This window comes from uncultured Flavobacterium sp. (assembly GCF_951805225.1).
Lineage (GTDB): Bacteria > Bacteroidota > Bacteroidia > Flavobacteriales > Flavobacteriaceae > Flavobacterium.
Genome location: NZ_OX638201.1, coordinates 1,476,308 through 1,495,219, shown reverse-complemented (window position 1 = coordinate 1,495,219; position 18,912 = coordinate 1,476,308). Strand labels below are relative to the sequence as shown.

General features: G+C 31.7%; 16 protein-coding genes. 8 read left to right on the top strand and 8 right to left on the bottom strand.

Annotation, left to right across the window (positions count from 1 at the left end):
- Positions 1 to 113: 113 nt before the first annotated feature.
- Positions 114 to 1,802 carry a glycoside hydrolase family 28 protein gene (locus WN975_RS06415; protein ID WP_337965773.1) on the bottom strand — a complete coding sequence of 563 codons (1,689 nt, stop codon included), beginning with the start codon at positions 1,800 to 1,802 and terminating at the stop codon, positions 114 to 116.
- 301 nt (positions 1,803 to 2,103) lie between these two features.
- Here WN975_RS06415 and ccsA point away from each other — a divergent pair, with 301 nt between their 5' ends.
- Positions 2,104 to 5,325: a cytochrome c biogenesis protein CcsA gene (ccsA, locus tag WN975_RS06410; RefSeq protein ID WP_337965772.1), complete on the top strand. Its 3,222-nt coding sequence runs from the start codon at positions 2,104 to 2,106 to the stop codon at positions 5,323 to 5,325.
- 262 nt (positions 5,326 to 5,587) lie between these two features.
- Here ccsA and WN975_RS06405 read toward each other — a convergent pair whose 3' ends face one another.
- The 4 genes from WN975_RS06405 to WN975_RS06390 all read right to left on the bottom strand — a co-directional run bounded on the left by WN975_RS06405 (position 5,588) and on the right by WN975_RS06390 (position 8,155).
- Positions 5,588 to 6,316, bottom strand: a complete 729-nt coding sequence (locus WN975_RS06405; protein WP_337965771.1) for a DUF3667 domain-containing protein — start codon at positions 6,314 to 6,316, stop codon at positions 5,588 to 5,590.
- Between the two features lie 47 nt (positions 6,317 to 6,363).
- Positions 6,364 to 6,747: a DoxX family protein gene (locus tag WN975_RS06400; RefSeq protein ID WP_337965770.1), complete on the bottom strand. Its 384-nt coding sequence runs from the start codon at positions 6,745 to 6,747 to the stop codon at positions 6,364 to 6,366.
- 89 nt (positions 6,748 to 6,836) lie between these two features.
- A complete protein-coding gene (locus tag WN975_RS06395) occupies positions 6,837 to 7,625 on the bottom strand; it encodes an anti-sigma factor (RefSeq protein WP_337965769.1) in 789 nt (262 codons plus the stop codon).
- Positions 7,625 to 8,155, bottom strand: coding sequence for a sigma-70 family RNA polymerase sigma factor (locus WN975_RS06390; RefSeq protein ID WP_099712541.1), 531 nt, complete (start codon positions 8,153 to 8,155; stop codon positions 7,625 to 7,627). The genes WN975_RS06395 and WN975_RS06390 overlap by 1 nt, the downstream gene beginning before the upstream one ends.
- A gap of 356 nt (positions 8,156 to 8,511) precedes the next feature.
- Between WN975_RS06390 and WN975_RS06385 the strand changes: the two genes are divergently transcribed.
- Positions 8,512 to 8,664 carry a hypothetical protein gene (locus tag WN975_RS06385; RefSeq protein WP_337965768.1) on the top strand — a complete coding sequence of 51 codons (153 nt, stop codon included), beginning with the start codon at positions 8,512 to 8,514 and terminating at the stop codon, positions 8,662 to 8,664.
- Between the two features lie 379 nt (positions 8,665 to 9,043).
- On the top strand, positions 9,044 to 9,631 hold the full coding sequence (locus WN975_RS06380) for a glutathione peroxidase (RefSeq protein WP_099712540.1): 588 nt from the start codon (positions 9,044 to 9,046) through the stop codon (positions 9,629 to 9,631).
- 226 nt (positions 9,632 to 9,857) lie between these two features.
- Here the strand turns inward: WN975_RS06380 and WN975_RS06375 are convergent, their stop codons facing one another.
- Positions 9,858 to 10,355 carry a GNAT family N-acetyltransferase gene (locus tag WN975_RS06375; RefSeq protein ID WP_337965767.1) on the bottom strand — a complete coding sequence of 166 codons (498 nt, stop codon included), beginning with the start codon at positions 10,353 to 10,355 and terminating at the stop codon, positions 9,858 to 9,860.
- An 84-nt stretch (positions 10,356 to 10,439) separates the two neighbouring features.
- Positions 10,440 to 11,618 carry a thioredoxin family protein gene (locus WN975_RS06370; protein WP_337965766.1) on the bottom strand — a complete coding sequence of 393 codons (1,179 nt, stop codon included), beginning with the start codon at positions 11,616 to 11,618 and terminating at the stop codon, positions 10,440 to 10,442.
- Positions 11,619 to 11,794: 176 nt separating this feature from the next.
- On the opposite strand from WN975_RS06370, the gene menD reads away from it, so the two are divergent.
- Together menD and WN975_RS06360 are read left to right on the top strand one after the other, a co-directional pair.
- Complete coding sequence (gene menD, locus WN975_RS06365; protein WP_337965765.1) at positions 11,795 to 13,459, top strand: 2-succinyl-5-enolpyruvyl-6-hydroxy-3-cyclohexene-1-carboxylic-acid synthase; 1,665 nt, start codon at positions 11,795 to 11,797, stop codon at positions 13,457 to 13,459.
- A gap of 95 nt (positions 13,460 to 13,554) precedes the next feature.
- On the top strand, positions 13,555 to 13,899 hold the full coding sequence (locus tag WN975_RS06360; RefSeq protein ID WP_337965764.1) for a DUF2853 family protein: 345 nt from the start codon (positions 13,555 to 13,557) through the stop codon (positions 13,897 to 13,899).
- A 59-nt stretch (positions 13,900 to 13,958) separates the two neighbouring features.
- Here the strand turns inward: WN975_RS06360 and WN975_RS06355 are convergent, their stop codons facing one another.
- Positions 13,959 to 15,308, bottom strand: a complete 1,350-nt coding sequence (locus WN975_RS06355) for a M20/M25/M40 family metallo-hydrolase (protein ID WP_337965763.1) — start codon at positions 15,306 to 15,308, stop codon at positions 13,959 to 13,961.
- Between the two features lie 166 nt (positions 15,309 to 15,474).
- Here WN975_RS06355 and WN975_RS06350 point away from each other — a divergent pair, with 166 nt between their 5' ends.
- The 3 genes from WN975_RS06350 to WN975_RS06340 all read left to right on the top strand — a co-directional run bounded on the left by WN975_RS06350 (position 15,475) and on the right by WN975_RS06340 (position 18,856).
- Positions 15,475 to 16,332 carry a S1-like domain-containing RNA-binding protein gene (locus WN975_RS06350; RefSeq protein WP_337965762.1) on the top strand — a complete coding sequence of 286 codons (858 nt, stop codon included), beginning with the start codon at positions 15,475 to 15,477 and terminating at the stop codon, positions 16,330 to 16,332.
- A gap of 207 nt (positions 16,333 to 16,539) precedes the next feature.
- A complete protein-coding gene (locus tag WN975_RS06345) occupies positions 16,540 to 17,313 on the top strand; it encodes a hypothetical protein (protein ID WP_337965761.1) in 774 nt (257 codons plus the stop codon).
- Between the two features lie 709 nt (positions 17,314 to 18,022).
- Entirely contained in the window at positions 18,023 to 18,856 is an 834-nt protein-coding gene (locus WN975_RS06340) for a 1,4-dihydroxy-2-naphthoyl-CoA synthase (RefSeq protein WP_035681238.1), read from the top strand.
- The last annotated feature ends 56 nt before the right edge of the window (positions 18,857 to 18,912 follow it).

Sequence of the window (18,912 nt, the reverse complement as noted above, 5' to 3'; positions counted from 1 at the left end):
ATCTCTTTTTGATACGATTTTGACTTTAGATTTTATTGAAATTAAAAATCCGTTGTAACCAATTAATTTTTATAATTGAAAACAACGGATTTAGATTATTGATTATTATTTGTTTAGAATTTTACAGCATCTTTCGGGACAACTTCATTAATCGTTGTAATTTTCGAAAAATCTAATTTTGGAGAAGAAGTAAACTCGATATTTTTAGAAACTTCTCCATTAATCGAAATTGCTTTATCTGAAACCGAATTGAATTCAATGTTTTTAAAAGACATATTTTTTCCGTTATAGATTTCAAAAACGGTTGGTTTCTCGATGTCTAATTTAATATTACTAAGTTTAATTCCGTCAGCATCAATAATCGAAAAACCATTTTCTGCTTTTGCAATTAAATTGGAAATTTCGATGTTTTTAAGATTCATTTCTGGTAAACCTTGTAGAAAAACAGCTTGATAAGCGCCTTTTATTGTAATATTTTTGATCGAAATATTCTTAAAATGAGGCGTTTCTTCATTTACCGGAACTATTTTAGTATTAATTTTATTTCCGCCTTCCGCTAAAGTTTCTGCAATAGATTTTCCACCATAATAAAGGTCAAACGAAATTGCCTGAGATGGAATATCAGTCATAAAAATATCCGATATATAAATGTTTTCTACAATTCCGCCACGTCCACGCGTACTTTTAAAGCGTAAACCAACATCAGTCCCCATAAAAGTACAATTTGAAACATGCAGATTTCTTACGCCTCCGGACATTTCACTTCCAACCGTTACGCCTCCATGTCCGTGATAAACAATATTATTTCTTACGATAATATTTTCGCATGGAATATTACGATCACGTCCATCTTTGTCTTTTCCTGATTTAATACAAATTGCATCATCGCCAACGTCAAAACTAGAATTTTCGATAATTACATTTTTGCAGGATTCTACATCCAAACCATCTCCATTTTGTGAATACCAAGGATTTCTAACGGTGATATTTCGAACAATTAAATCTTCAATCATCAAAGGATGAATATTCCATGCAGGCGAATTTTGAAAAACCGGTCCGTCAAATAATACTCTTTTACTATTTTGAATACTTACCAAAACCGGACGAAGGAAATCGTGAATTGCTTCAAAATCTTCTTTGGTTTTTAGATCTAATCGAATGTTTTGATCTGCACCTTTAGAACCTTTTAAATATTGCTCAGATGGATACCAGGAATCTTTTTTATCGTTAAGAACTCCACCTGAAGCAACGAATTTTTTCCATTGTTCTTCAGTCAGTTTATTTTTTTTGACCTGACGCCAAGCTTCACCGGAACCATCCCAAACGCCATTTCCTGTAAAAGCAATATTTTCTAAATTCTTTCCGTAAATAGGAGAGATGCAACGCCAGGTATTTAAACCTTCAAAACTGGTTTCTATAATAGGATATAAAGTTTTATCTGTCGAAAATTTTATTAAAGCGCCAGTTTCGGCATGCAATTCAAGATTACTTTTCAAGATAATTGGTCCTGTAAGCCAGATTCCTGGAGGAATAATCACTTTTCCGCCGCCTTTTTTTGAAACTGCAGCAATTGCATCGGCGAAAGCCTTTGTATTTAAAACATAACCACCATTTACAGCACCAAAATCTTTTATATTTACCGTGTTTTTAGGAATTACAGGTTCTTTGATTTTAGACATTTTAAATTCAATTCCTGCATAAATATCTTTTGAATTTTGAGCAATCATATCTTTTGACCAACTAATAAGTAAAAGGGTCAAAATGAGGTAAAAAAGGTTGGTTGATGTGGTTTTTAGTTTCATTATTTGGTCTTAATAGCTTTAGTAATGATATTTTGTAGCTTTGATTTTCATTAACAATTCAATAACAAGGCTTCAAAAACAATAAAATGATATTGTAATCGATTACACAAACATATAAAAAATAATTCACAAACAAAGCGATTGTTTGATTCTATTTTATTTGTAAATATATTCTTGTGAATTGTTAAATTTATTCTCAAGAAATGTTCCTTTTTTAGTTTTTATTAACAAACGACAAATATTGAAACTCAACATTTTTAAGTACTTTTGTGCCACTTTTATACAATGTAATTCCTTAAAAATGGATAAAAAAATATTCTCTTTTTTGTTTTCTACACGCTTAATGTCTGTTCTTTTTTTAACATTTGCGATCGCAATGGGTATTGGAACTTTTATCGAAAGTAAATACAATACAGATACAGCCCGAATTTTAATTTACAATACATGGTGGTTTGAGGCTATAATGGTCTTTTTCCTGATCAATTTCTTCGGAAACATCAAACGTTACCAACTACATAAAAAAGAAAAATGGGCAACTTTATTGCTTCATATTGCTTTTATTTTCATTCTTATAGGAGCTTTTGTTACACGTTATATAAGCTACGAAGGTATGATGCCAATTCGTGAAGGTGCTGCCGAAAATCAAATTTTTTCAGATAAAACATTCCTAACTGTTTTTGCAGATGGAGAATACAAAGGCGAAATGAAACGTAGAGTTTTTGAAAAAAATCTATTGTTTTCGCCAGTAACAAATAACGATTTTACACTTTCAGGTAAATTTGACGAAACTCCTTTTGAAGTTACTTATGTTAACTATATAATGGGAGCGAAGGAAACTATAAAACCAAGTCCAAACGGGACTTTATACCTAAAATTGGTTGAAGCTGGCGCCGGCGGACGTGAAGAACATTTCCTGAAAGAAGGTGAAGTTCAAAACATTCACAATGTTTTATTTGCATTAAACAAGCAAACGGCCGGAGCAATTAATATCAATACAACTGGCGAAAAATATACCATTCAAACTCCTTTTGAAGGAGAATTTATGCGAATGGCAGATAAATTAAAAGGTGCTGTAACCAAAGATAATGTGCAACCGCTTATGATGCGTTCTTTGTACAGTATTGGCGATATTAGAATCGTTTTTCCAGATCCTGCAGTAAGAGGAATTGTTGATTATGAATCAAATAACGATTATAAAGCAAAATCTCATCATGATGCTTTAATTGTAAAAGTTAAAGCTGAAGGACAAGAAAAAGAAGTAAGACTTCTTGGTTCAAAAGGAAGCGTAGGCGAGCCTCAAACCGTAAAAATTGGAAATATAGAATATAGTTTATTCTACGGAAGTAAAGCTTATATCCTGCCTTTTAAAGTAAAACTAAACGATTTTATCGCTACAAAATATCCGGGAACTGAGAAAAGTTATTCTTCTTTTGAAAGTAAAGTAACCGTTCAGGATTCTTCAGAAACTTTTGACGCCCGTATTTACATGAACCACGTATTAGACCATAAAGGATACAGATTTTTTCAATCTTCATTTGATCCGGACGAAAAAGGAACTGTATTATCTGTAAACCACGATTGGTGGGGAACTTCTATCACTTATTTAGGATATTTTATGTTGTTTTTTGGATTAATGGCAATTATGTTTACAAAACACTCTCGTTTCGGAGATTTAAAACGCAAATTAGACGTTGTAAAAAAGAAAAAAGAAAAATTAATTACCATTTTGGTTTTAATGATTGGTTTGAGTGGTTTTGCACAAGCGCCTCACGTTCATACACCTGGACACGATCACAATCATTCAACAGATCCTAATGATCACGCAAATCACGTAACGGCTCCACCAAGTCAAAAACAATTAGATTCTTTACTTTCTATTTATAAAGCACCGGAAGCGCACGCAGCTAAATTTGGACGTTTGATTATTCAGGACGCCGGAGGTAGAATGAAGCCAATCAATACTTTTTCATCTGAATTGCTTCGTAAAGTAAGTCAAAGCGATACTTATAACGGAATGAATTCTGATCAGGTATTTTTGTCAATGACGCAATATGCTCAGGTTTGGATACAAGTTCCTATTATTTATCTTAATACAAAAGATGATAGTATTCGTAAAATCATTGGTATTGAAAAAGGAATGAAATTCGCACCTTTTGTAAAATTCTTTGATGAAAACGGAAATTATAAACTTGCTCCTTATTTAGATTCTGCTTATAAAGCAGGAAATCCAAATAGTTTCGAGAAAGATTTTATCGAAGCAGATAAAAAAGTAAACTTAATGGAATCTGCATTAAGCGGAAGTATTTTGAGAATCTTCCCAATTCCAAATGATCCAAACAACAAATGGATTTCATACATGGAATTAGATCATGCAGGATTAAAAGGCATGGATTCTACTTATGTCAAACAAATTTTACCTTTATATTTTAGCGCTTTAAACAATGGAGCTATTTCTAAAGATTTTAAAACCGCAGATCAATTAGTAGAAAGTATCAACGGTTTCCAGAAGAAATTCGGAAATAAAGTACGTCCAAGTGAGCAAAAAATCGATCTTGAGATTGCTTATAATACCTATAATATTTTACCAAAAATGTTTTACTGGTATTCTCTTTCAGGAATCTTCATGTTGATTTTTACACTTTTCAGTATATTTTTCGATAAAAAATGGTTGAGAATCACTGTAAATGGTTTCCACATATTAATAGGTTTAATATTCGTACTTCATACAATAACATTAATTGCACGTTGGTACATTTCTGGACACGCGCCATGGAGTAACGCTTACGAAGCAATTGTATATGTTGCATGGTCAACAATGTTCTTCGGATTGGCTTTTGATAGAAAATCAAAACTTACCGTTGCATCTGCAGCATTTGTAACAGCGATGATTTTCATGGCAGCAAACGCAAACTGGATCGATCCTGAAATTGCAAATTTACAACCAGTTTTAAATTCATATTGGTTAATGATTCACGTTGCCGTTATTGTAGCAAGTTACGGACCAACTGCACTTGGAATGATTTTAGGTTTTGTGGCTCTGATATTGATTTTCTTTACCAATGAGAAAAACAAAGCCAAAATGGACCTAAACATCAAAGAGATTACTTACATCAACGAAATGTCAATTACAATTGGTTTGATTATGTTAACTATTGGTAACTTCTTAGGAGGACAATGGGCAAACGAAAGCTGGGGACGTTACTGGGGATGGGATCCAAAAGAAACTTGGGCTTTAATCTCGATTATGGTTTACGCATTTGTAATTCACGCTCGTTTTGTTCCGTCTTTAAGAGGAAAATGGTTCTTCAATTTAATGACAATGTATGCTTTTGTGTCGATTTTATTCACGTATTATGGAGTAAACTTCCACTTAGTTGGACTTCACTCTTACGCAAGCGGAGAAGCACATTCATTAAGCTGGGTTTATTATTCATTAGGAACAATTACATTAATTGGAGTATTAACGTATCCTAAATACCACAAATACTATAAAACCAAAAAAGTAAAAAAGGTTAAAAAATAAATAATTCAGCAGTAATTATTAATTCGTAAAAAAGGTTCAACGTCAAGTTGAACCTTTTTTTATTGCTATAAATTAAGATTTCGAAGAATAAGTTTTAGGAGCTATTTCCTGCTGTCCACTATATCTTTTATGGTGAACCCCACCATAAAAGGATGCCGTTCCCATCAGGGCTAGGACAATCGTTTTCAACAGAAATTTCAAAGTAAACAAAACTCTAAAGATGAAACCTGAAACAAAGAAAACCTAAAACTTGAAACCAACTTCACAATATTGATTTTATCGCCAGAATTAAAATAAAAATCAGAGTGAAACAAATCAAAAAGATAAAATGACTCAACAAAGTCAAAAAGAACGCCTTAGTTTTTGAGATTTTATTAAAGAATTGAATGTTAGTCCAAAAAATTAAAATCATACCAATTACATAAGTCAAATTCGAATACCACTGAAGATGCGACACACTATTTGAATACAATAGAATAGGAAACATCAAAATTTGCGCAAAGATTCTCTGTGAAGCTTTAAAAGTATTCAGCACAAAATATTCAACAAAATTATAACCTTGTTTTCTAAAAGCAATAGAAGTTCCAATCGTATAAATAGGAATAGTCGCAATTGTTGTCCATGAAAAATGCGTCGCCATCCATTCATTAAAAGTATCGTAATCAAACTCAGTTTTATCAGAATCTGCAAAAATATTGATATGAAAATAATGGTACAATAAACCATAAAGCGTTGCTAATACAACAACGAGCGACAAAGGTTTAAAATGCTTGACGCGTTTTCCTTCGATAAATTCCCGTATAGAATGTCCGGGTCTTGTAAATAATTGTTTTAAAGAATATGGTATTCCAACGTCAAAATGCAATAATCCATGCTGAATATCGTGCCACAAAAAATGCGCATTTATTTTGTGCGTTTCAGCCGTTTGTCCGCAATTGTTACAATATTTTCCATGAAAAACATGCTTACAGTTTTTGCAAATTATTTCCATTCTTATCTTGTTTTGAATATTAATTTTTGCAATCAGATTTTTTACTTTTAGATTTTGGTTCTTTTAAATCCGTCAGGATATATGATTGCCAACAAAACGATAATCAGTAAAAAGTTATATTCTACACCATTTCGTCCGCCGCCAACAACAAACCAACCTTCTTGAAAATGCACTAAAATAATTCCCATAATCAGAACAAAAATGGTAACAAATCCAGCCAACTTTATGTATTTATTCCATATTAAAAGTACAGCAGCAACGACATGCGATAATTTAATACTCCAGGCAATAGCGACACCAAAAGGAGCAAAGCCAATTTGATTGAGATATAAATTTCCAAAATCGTTTATTCCGTTATCAAAAATTCCAAAAATAGAATGAGTCAAAAGGATAATTGCCACAGCAATTCTCAAAAGTAAAGTTCCGTTCATAGTTATTTTAGTGTTAGTTGAATTAAAAATAACAAAAAAACGCGTATTAAAGTATAATACGCGTTTTAAGTTTTATGACCAGTTTAATTTTAAACTTTTCCTAAAGTATATAATTGAGTCATTGTAGGTGTTAAACTTCCACCGGCTGGCTCTAGAGTAATTCCAAAAGCCTCAGCAGACTGTGTTTGATCTACAGCAAATATTTTTTGTGAATTTTCATCAAAGTTGGCAAGTAAACCAATACTTGTTGGCGTCAATACAGGACTTAATTTTAAAGCCCAAACTTGATAAACCATTCCTTTTGGAGGTTTTGGTAAACCTGCAGCATCGATATAAGTTGTTTTAGTGTCTTTATTCCAATACACTTTTGCAAATGAAGTTGGAGAAACCGCTTGTCCGCCAAGAGTTACACCAGTATTTTTGATATCTCTAACAATAGTTAAACTCTTCTCAGTTTGCTTATTTTGTTGATCTAAGAAAGCATAATCTCTTTCGATTTTACTTTTTTCAGTTCCAACAGTAGCGATTGCTTCTTTTGTTTTTGTCAACTCTAAAGTTTGGTAGCCAAGACCCAAAAGCAATAATACTGCAGCTGCCCAGCCCACATATTGAGACCAGTTTGATGCTGGTTTCATGTCGACTACTTTGCCATGCTTCAGTTCTAAACGAGCTTTTATTTTCTCGAAATTTGCTACTGAGTGAAAAGGAGAGAAGCTTGATGATAAAGCCACAATAGCTTTTTCGATCGCTATAATTTCCTCATCCATTTCTGGATGTTTCTTTGCCATTTCGGCTATTTCTAAATTTTCTGCTTCGGTCAACAGACCAAACACATAAAGTTCTAGAGTTCCTGATTCAATATATTCTTGTGCTTCCATTATATTTTTAGATAATTTCTTAAATCGTTAATACAGTTTCTGTTTTGCGTTTTGATAGTTCCCAATGGCATTGCCAATTCTTCTGAAGCTTCTTGTTGGGTATATCCTTTAAAAAATAACAAATCGATAATTTCAATACATTTTGGTTTTAATTTTTTTACAAATTCTTGTATACCTATTGTATCAATTTTATTAACGAGTTTGTTACTGTCGTCTAACAGATTTACGAAATTATCTGAGGAAAGGTTTTTTTGGCTGTTATTAAAATTTTTAGATCTCAGCTTGTCGATCGAAGTATTCCTAGCAATATTAAGGATCCACGTATAAAAACGCCCCTTACTTTCATTATAAGAATCGATGTTTTTCCAGATTTTAACAAAAACTTCCTGTAAAACATCTTCAGCTTCTTCTCGGTTTTTAATAAGAACATTAATTACAGAGAACAAACTTTTAGAGTACATGTCGTACAAATGGGTAAAAGCTCTTTCGTCTTTCTTGTAAATTAAAACTAGCAATTCTTCTTGACTCATAGATTTGGATTTTAAAGTTTAAACAAAAAATATTAAACATTATTTCATTACTGAAGATAAAGATAATTTATTTTTTCGGGAATTTTATATTTTTTTTTGTAGCTGTAACCCTAGTAAAATAGGGCTTTTGAAAAAAAGTTTAATTTTTTTTCATTTTTTTAAAACCAAAAGCAATCCATTTACGTAAATGCTATTATAACATAAAATGATTATTTAGAAAAATAGCAGAAACCATCAAAAAAAGCTTTTTAGTTGATTATTAAAAGCTTATTCAGGATTTTAGAAAATGTAGAATTTAACATTTGTTTAAACTAATTGGTAAAGCAAAATTTTCAATAAACAAAAACAAAATAGTTATGAGTAAGATAAATAGCCTAAAAATATTGATCGTTGGTTTAACCACGGTTCTGGCACTTACCAATTTTGGAAAAGAAAAATTAAAAGAAGAGAAAACAAGATCTTTCTATTTGTTGACTAATTTTTCATCAAACGAAAAAGATAAATTATAAAAATAAATAAGATTTAAAGATATGAAATAGTTGATGTCTTCGGACTTCCAGCCGAACGTTTTAAAGAATTACACAGATACTCGAAATTACACTCGTACATGAATTAGTAAACTAGTCAGAATCCACGCCATTTAAAAAATAGTAATTGAGAATATTTTAGTTCAGTAAAAGTTCAACATAACCGAGGCATCAACTATAATTCTAAAGAAATTGCATAAAAGCACAACAGTAAATTCATGGTTTGATTTGTTTGTATGGGGGGAAGCCTAACGTCTGATTAACGTTAGGCTTCATTTTTTTAACTAATCTTTAATACAAAATAATAGAGGCAAAGAGTTTCTGTAATCAGTTTTTAACTAATTTTATAAAAAATTAAACAATGAAAAAAATAGCATTTATAGCTTGTAGCGTGGTCTTTTTCCTGAGTTCTCAACTTCAGGCGCAAACAAGTAAAACTAAAGTATCTAAAACAGATAAAGTGATGACAAAAGAAACAATCTATCAGTTTAAAGTAACAGATTTGTCAGGAGATCCATTTGATTTTGCATCTTTGAAAGGAAAGAAAATTTTGATCGTTAATACCGCTTCAAAATGCGGATTAACGCCTCAGTACAAAGATCTTGAAGCTGTTTATAAAGAGTATAAAGACAAAGGTTTTGTAATTGTAGGTTTTCCTGCTAACAATTTTGCTTCTCAGGAACCGGGAACAAACAAAGAAATCGAAACGTTTTGTCAACAAAATTACGGAGTAACTTTCCCAATGATGGATAAAGTTTCTGTAAAAGGAGATGATATGTGTGACGTTTACAAATTCCTTACTCAAAAATCTAAAAACGGTTTACAAGATTCTGAAGTAGAGTGGAATTTTCAAAAATACCTAATCAACGAAAAAGGAGAATTGGTAAAAGTAATTAAACCAAAAACATTAGTAACGGAACCAGAAGTTATAAACTGGATCAAAAGCTAAATAAAACTTTTTAAATCAAAAAAATCCACAAATTTGAGTTTCAAATTTGTGGATTTTTTTTAGGTTCAAAGAGGCAAAGGTTCAAAGGGACAGAGATTTTGCAAACTTTTGTTATATATCCTTTCGTCAAAATAAAAAAATCCGTTTTAATCCGCGTTTTCGCTTTAGCGAATCCGTGTAATCCGCGTGCTAATAGACATAGCTAATATGCGCTAGCCAATAAACCTTAAACCAGTATAAGCTGCATAAAAACTAAATCCAGCCAATGATCAAATTTATAACCTACTTCGCGAATTGTTCCGGTTGCAACAAATCCAAATTTCTCATGAAAAGCAATACTTCCCGCATTATCAGCGTCAATAGCGCCAATCATAACGTGAAAACCTTGTTCCTTTGCCAATCGAATTAATTCTGTAAGCAATTTAGATCCAATACCTTTTCCTATTACATTATCAACCACATATACAGAATGTTCTACGGTATATTGATAGCCAATTTTTTCGCGAAATTGCCCATAACTTCCAAAACCAACTACTTCGCCATCTAAATCAGCTACAACAATAGGCAGATTTTTTGCTTTTTTGTCTTCAAACCATTTTGTCTGAACATCAAGAGTCTGAACCTCATAACTATAATTTGCTGTAGTATGTAAAATAGAATGATTTACAATTTCCAGAATTTTCTCTAAGTCGTTTGTAGTTGCAGGTCTAAGATTAAGGCTCATTATTATTTACAATTTAAAATCAATTTATTAAAAAATTTAAGCACAATTAAGGCAATTGGAATTTGGAATTTATTTTTTGGAATTTTATTTAGATCCTAATTCTGCTAATAAAGTATCAACTTCTTTTGTGCTCCAGGTCATTTCGGTACAAATTTCCTTTGCATCTTTAGCATATTGTAAAGCTAACTTTTTATCCTTTATTTTGTTATAAAGCCTCGCCAAGAGTAAGTTTCCGTCGTAAGAATCATTTAATTCTAAAGAATGTTTCACCCAGAAAATAGATTTTTTCAAACTCTCGGTATCAGAAATATGTTTTAGATAAGTTTGTCCAATATCTTTAAGGAAACTAGCGTCATTCCAAACCAGTTTCTGAGTATCTTCAAGCGTTACTTTTTTATAAAATTGCCATTTTTCAGTTCTTTCTGCCAATGTCAAATCAAACTTAAAAACAAGAGAATCTGTTTTTTGTAATTTAATAGATTTTGCAATTTCACGTTGTTTATAGTAATTTATAGTATCTAAATTGTCAACATAAGGACGAAGTAATTCCGTTACAATACTTTCTATTTTTCGATCTACACGATTTTGTGAAGCCACGGCTGCAAAATCTTTCTGATGTTTTAAAACATATTGAAATTCTCTCGATTTTATATCTGTAACGCCATTTGCTATAACGCGCCAATTTGTTTCCGAAACTAATTGAGCATCAGATTGTGTATTAAGATAAATATGAGTTGGAATCGATAAATCAGTTCTGTCTTTTCCTTTTTTCAATGTATTTAAATACGCAAAAAACTTAGTTGAATTACTTGGATCAGTAAGAAATTCCTTTTCTAAATATGGCAATTGCATTCTGGAATTCAAGGCATATTTTACTTCTGTCATAAATTCCGGTGTTTTCATTTCACCTTTTAAAGCGTATAAAAGCGTTTCGGTATTTGGATCAATAAACAAGAAAGTAGGCAAAGATTTGGTGTTATACTTGTCTTTAAGAGCGATTCCTTCTTCTTTTTCAATGTTTTTCCAGGCACAAACGTAGTTTTCTTTCAGAAAATCCATCACATTTGGATCGGTGAAAACTTCTTTTTTCATTTGATTACAATGCGGACACCAATCTGCGTAAAGCATTACAAAAAGAGGTTTGTTTTGCAATTTTGCAGTTTCTAAGGCAGTTTTATAAGGAGTATCGTCCGGAACAAATTGATTTTGAGACTTTACAGTTTGTAATGACAAAAAAAGAAAGAGTATATATATAAAACGCATATCGAGTTTATTTTAATCAAAAATTGGCTACTACAAATATATTCCCTTTTTCTATAAACGGTCTTAATATCTTCCTATTTATAAGTTAAATCCAATGCGAAGTTTGTAACTTTGTACTATCAAAAAGAAAAAACTTAGACATTAAGCTTTTCTTTAAAAAGTAATACACCATACGAATGATTTACCCCAAAATAGCGCTTGCTCAAAGCATTATCGAAATTTTTTCTGCAAAAGGAATCAAAAACATCATAATTTCTCCAGGTTCAAGAAACGCACCTTTAACAATAGGATTTGCTCAAAACTCAGACTTCAAATGTTACAGCATTGCTGACGAACGTTGCGCGGCTTTTTTTGCATTAGGAATCGCACAACAAACCAAACAGCCAACTGCAATTGTTTGTACATCAGGATCTGCCTTATTAAATTATTATCCGGCTGTAGCTGAAGCATTTTACAGTCAGATTCCGTTAATTGTAGTTTCTGCAGATCGTCCGCAAAGCAAAATTGATATTGGAGACGGACAAACGATTCGTCAGGAAAATGTTTTTCAGAATCATTCTGTTTTCAATGCCAATTTAACCGAAGACGCTTCCTTAGAAAATGATTTAAAAATCAATAAAGCCATAGAAACAGCAATTCTTCAAAAAGGTCCGGTTCATATTAATGCACCTTTCGAAGAACCTTTGTATGAAACAGTTGAAGAACTTTTGGTTCAATCAACAATCACACATTCTGAAGAAATTCTTGGAACTAAAATTATTGAAAATATTGATGATGTAGCTGCTGTTTGGAATACCTCAAAAAGAAAATTAATTCTTATTGGTGGCATAAACGAAGCCAATTCTGTTAGTAAAGAAATTCTCGAAAACTTTGCCAAAGATCCATCAATTGTAGTCCTTACGGAGACAACATCAAATTTGCATGATCCAAGTTTTATTAATAGTATTGATACTTTAATTACACCATTTGATGATGCTGATTTTAAAGAATTAGAACCGGAAGTTTTAATCACTTTTGGAGGTATGATTGTATCTAAGCGGATTAAAGCTTTTTTACGTAAATACAAACCTGTACATCATTGGCATATAGATACTTTACGTGCTTACGATACATTTAACGCTTTAAGTAAACATTTTGTAATGGAACCGGAGGATTTTTTCCAAGAACTGCTTCCAAAAACAGCATTTGTTTCGAGTAAATACTTCCCGAAAATAGATAAAATTTACGATTTAAGAAAAATCAGAAAACAGGAATATTTGCGTAAAATTACATTCTCTGATTTTAAAGTATTCGAAAAAGTAATAGAATCACTTCCTAAAAATAGTCAGCTGCAAATTAGTAATAGTTCAGCCATTCGTTATGCACAGTTAATCGAAATTGATACTTCAATCGAAGTATATTGCAACCGCGGAACAAGTGGTATTGATGGAAGTACGTCAACAGCAATAGGCGCATCGGTAGTAAGCGACAAACAAACCGTTTTTATCACGGGAGATATAAGCTTTTTGTATGACAGTAATGCTTTGTGGAATTCTTACATCCCTAAAAATTTCAAAATTATTTTAATTAATAATGGAGGAGGAGGAATTTTTAGAATTTTGCCGGGACATGAAGAAAAGCCCGTTTTTAATACATTTTTTGAAACATCTCATCATTTAACTGCTGAACATTTAGCTAAAATGTACAAGTTGAACTATTTTACAGCATTAGACACAAATTCGTTAGAAAAGAGTCTGGAATTGCTCTACAGCAATAATGATGCACCAACTATTTTGGAAGTTTTTACTCCAACTCTTGAAAATGATGTGATTTTGAAAAGGTATTTCAAAGAATTAATTTAAATTGTAGTAAAAATAATGTTAATTTTTATGTATTGCTAATTTTTTGTTTTAGATTTGAAGCTTCAAAAAGTAAGAAAAATCATTAAATAAAAATTATGAGCGCAAGAGAAGAATTAATTAAAAAATACGCAGCTGACTTAAAGGATAAATGTGGCGTAACACCAAACATGGATTTGCTGACAAAAGTAACTATTGGTTGCGGACCGTCAATATACAATGCAGATGCATCAACAGTTGCAGCAACACAACATTCTGAGATAGATACAGTTAAAAATAATTTCCTAATTAAAAAATTAGGCTTATCAAATGGACCGGAATTAGAAGCTGCAATTCATGCAGTTCTTGAAAAATACGGACATTCGAATAAACATAAATACAGAGCTGTAGTTTATTATCTATTGACAGTACACTTTAAAAAAGAAAGTGTTTACAATAAATAAATTTCTATTATTATAGATACAAAAAGCACCGTTATTGGTGCTTTTTATATTTTCTGATATTAACGAATTGGAACCGGAAACACAGGTAAACTTGCATGACCTAACTCGTCTACAGTTTGTATTGCAAAAAAGTAGTTGTCTTTAGAATATGGTATTTCGGCTTTGGTATCTTTTACAAAAAATGTTTTCTCCCAATGCGAAGAAGCCGTTTCTCTCATTAAAATCTGATAACCGTAAGGTATTTTTCCTTCCGGAGCTGTCCAGGAGAATGCAGATGAATTAGAAAGGTTTTTAACTTCGATTCCTACATTTGTTGGCGCTTTTGGTGACCATGCTAAATTGGCCAGAGTTACTAAATTAGAACAAGTGTTTTTTCTTAAATACTCAAAATCCATAAATTCAACTAAATCACCATATTTAATACCGTTTTCAGTCCTTAAATCCTGATGTTGGTGATCAAAATTCTCATTCATTTCGCAAAAACGAACTGCTGTAAAGCCATTTTGACTAAACGGAGTATGATCGCCACCACGTAAAAAACGATCGTTTCTATATACTAATTTTACTTTTAATTGATCTACGTATTGCTCTGTAACCGTTTTAATGTAACGCGCCAATAATCTCGACGGACTATCATTTTCGCGACTTGTTGCTTTACGTATTTTAGCTTCGTCTTCGGTTTCTAAAAACGGAATCGTTTCACTAAAAACCCTAATCTGAGTATTGTCTCTTAAATTAGTTCCGCTCGATAAACTATTACCAATCATATCATTATTAAGCATTGCCATGATATTCCAGTTCGATTCTTTTGCAGTTTCAGCAAGATGGCGAGCACCAATAAGTCCTTGTTCTTCACCAACTACAGCCACAAAAATAATAGTTGCAGAGAAAGATCTTTTACTCATTACTCTGGCCAATTCCATTACAGCCGCAACTCCGGAAGCGTCATCATTGGCACCAGGAGCGTCAGATTTTATATTCATAACATCAGAAACCCTCGAATCAAGATGTCCGCTTATAATAAGAACACGATTATCAGTTGGGTCAGTTCCTTTAAGAGTCGCCATTACATTCCCAAGCTGACTGTCTTTGTTGATGCGCTTTCCGTCTGCTTTAACTTCAAAATAATCAATTGAAGCGGTTAATCTTCCGCCGGATTCCAAAGCATATTTATCAAATTCAGATTTTATCCATTGTTGTGCAGCGCCAATTCCTTTGGTTTTACTTTTAGTATCACTTAAAGTATGTCGCGTCCCGAAAGAAACTAGCTTTCGAACAGTAGCTTCAAGGTTTTCGGCTTTAATTTCGGTAATCATTTTTTTTATTTCAGAATCTTCTGCAACTTGAGAAAAGGTAATTTGCGTAAAAAACAGAAAAGCAAATACAGCATAAAAAAAGGTCTTTTTCATTGATTTGGAATTAATTTAGATTCTCAAATTTACTTAAAAAAAGCAAAAACCTTAAAAAGATGTTTTAGCTGATTTTATCTAAAACTTTTTTCGTTGTACCATTTTCAAACTTCGTACATTTGCACCTTAGAAACTCAGCTACTTTAGAGCTTAGAACCGCAAGAATATGATTGAAATAGGAAAATACAATACCCTTACTATACTACGTGACACCAAAGTTGGTTTATTTTTAGGAAATCCTGAAAAAGATCCTGAAGGAATTCACGACATTTTATTACCAAACAAATACGTTCCAAATGAATTTGAAATAGGCGAGGAGCTTATTGTTTTCGTTTATTTGGACCACGAACAACGTCCGGTTGCAACAACGCTGGAACCATACATTTTATTGAATGAATTTTCACTTTTAAGAGTAAATTACATCAATCAGGTTGGTGCATTTATGGATTGGGGAATGGAAAAAGATATTCTTGTTCCGTTTAAAGAGCAAGCGCGTCCAATGGAAAAAGGAAAACGTTACTTAGTTTACCTTTATATGGATGAAAAAACCAATCGTTTGGTAGCTTCAAGTAAACTGAACCAATTTCTAAGCAATGAAAATTTAACGGTTGAAAAAGGAGAAGAAGTTGATTTGATCGTTTCACATATCACCGAATTAGGTATAAATGTAATCATCAATGAGCAACACAAAGGATTATTGTACAAAGACGAAGTTTATGACGATGCGATAAGAACCGGAGACAGAATGCGTGGTTTTATCAAAAATATTCGTCCTGATAATAAAATAGATGTTGCATTGCAAGTACAAGGATATCAAAGTATTGAGCCAAATGCAGAAAAGATTTTAGATGAATTAAGAGCTAATCGTGGTTTTTTACGTCTAAATGACGCTTCGCATCCGGAAGACATTAAAACAGTACTAAAAATGAGTAAAAAAACCTTTAAAAAAGCAATTGGAGCTTTATATAAAGACAAACTCATCGAAATCAAAGAAGACGGAATTTATCTGGTAAAAGAAGAATAGTCTCTTTAAAATTTCAAATTTCTTAAAATCCAAATTCCAATGCTTTACAAAGTTTTAGAATTTGGATTTTTTTATTGAGATTCATCCCAACATAGTAAATTCCAAATTTCTTAAATTCCAAATTCCAATGCTTTACAAAGTTTTGGAATTTGGATTTTTTTTATTGAGATTTAAATAAATTATTGGAATTTAAAACGCTTAAAGTTTATGAGAAAAACGATCTGTTTAAGTTTTTTGTTTTTGATTCTGTTTTCATGCGAAAAAAATAAAAAAGATTTAAAGCTTGAATTGCTTACAAATGAGATTGTTTGCGTAGAAAATGTCTATATGAATGATTTTCGGGAAATTTTTTATAAACCAAATAAACAGTACGACAGTCTTTCAAAAAATATTCTTCATTATAAAATAACCAATATTTCAGATAAAAAATATTTTATAATGCTCAACGAAAATAATCTTGGAACTGTCGAGCGAGATCTTTACAGAGAAGCTTTAGGGCGAAAAGATTATACTTATAATTCGATTGGCTTTAGCATGTATAAAAACGATTCTATTTTAGATGGAAGTTCCACAAGGGCTGAAAACATGTGCGGTAATGGTTTTGAACTAATGAAAATTGAAGAGCTAGATATTATAGTTTCTAAGTTTTTAAGAAAGAACCGAATTTTTAGAAAATACCAATTAGAATATGTTAATGATATCGATGAATCATTACAAGGTTATTTTCTTCAGCCCGGAGAAACAAAATATTTTACTTCAGTAACTAATTTACCTTACCGAAATAGTCAAATGTGGTTTTCGAATATAGATAAGAAGAAACCAAATTTAGGTTCACTTTCTTTAAAAAATGATTCTGTTTTTACGAATAAAAGATTAAGTCAGGATCGTAAAAAAGAGATAAAAGAAAATGGATATGTTTTATTTGACGGAATTATTTATTCAAACAAAGTTCCGGTAAAATTGATCAGGATTAAAAAATAACAATATATATAACAAGAAAGGCTGCTCATTACAAGCAGCCTTTCCCTTTTTATTCTAGTTTTAAAAAAAATTGTAATTAAAAAAAAACAGAAATAAAATAAATTCGAATCCATTCAAAAAATAATAGCTTTAAAAATTTTAGAAATTACTTCCTGAAACGGTATGTCTTTAAACAATATATACATTCATATTAAAAGCAAAAATTTAAGTTCACGGCTAGTCCATTTGGTTTGATAAAATAACTTATAGAAAGTTTTAGTTAGCATTTTTTCCTCTTTTCGTAATCAATTTTATACTAATTACTAAACAATTCTAGCGTTTAACCTTAGGTGTTACTATTTCCTTTTTGAAGTTTCAACAAACGAATAAATCATTTGCCCATTTATCACAGGTTTATGAATAAAAACCGTAAAAAAATGAGCGACAAATTTTTTAAATTTTCTCAAAAAAATCATTTTTTAGGTTAATAAATCAGTGAAAGAAAATCAATCTTATATCAATGAAATAAAATGTATCTCATTGATTTCTAGGGTGTAAAATTAAATATTATTTTTTAAAACTAATGTTAAAAAATGTTATTTTTTGTAAGTAAATCCTATTTGTTAACATTCAAAGTAATTTTAGCACAGACTTAAAGTAAATTGAGTAGGTAAAAATATAAAAATGCTTTATTTTTACACTATAATTATTTAAAATAAAACAAATAGAAATGGATTGGATTACTGCCAGAGAATTTGAAGATATAACCTATAAAAAATGTAACGGAGTTGCCAGAATTGCCTTTAACAGACCAAATGTTAGAAATGCATTCCGTCCAAAAACAACCTCAGAATTATACCAGGCTTTTTACGATGCACAGGAAGATACGTCAATTGGCGTTGTTTTGCTTTCTGCCGAAGGTCCGTCGACCAAAGATGGCGTATATTCATTTTGCAGCGGAGGAGATCAAAATGCACGCGGACACCAAGGTTATGTTGGTGAAGACGGACAACATCGTTTGAATATCCTTGAAGTTCAGCGATTAATTCGTTTTATGCCAAAAGTTGTTATTGCAGTTGTTCCGGGTTGGGCAGTTGGCGGCGGACACAGTTTGCACGTAGTTTGCGATATGACTTTGGCAAGTAAAGAACACGCAATTTTCAAACAAACAGATGCTGATGTAACTAGTTTTGATGGTGGTTACGGATCTGCTTATCTGGCTAAAATGGTTGGACAGAAAAAAGCACGTGAAATTTTCTTTTTAGGTAGAAATTATTCTGCTCAGGAAGCTATGGATATGGGAATGGTAAATGCTGTAATTCCGCATGATGAGCTAGAAGACACAGCTTATGAATGGGCACAGGAAATTCTGCAAAAATCACCAACTTCTATAAAAATGCTAAAATTCGCCATGAATTTAACAGACGACGGAATGGTTGGACAGCAAGTTTTTGCCGGAGAAGCTACACGTCTTGCTTATATGACAGAAGAAGCTAAAGAAGGAAGAAACGCTTTCTTAGAAAAAAGAAAACCAAATTTTGGCGAAAACAAATGGCTTCCATAAAAAGTTTAAAAAAATAGTTTCAAGTTTCAGGTTTCAAGTCACGAACCTGAAACTCG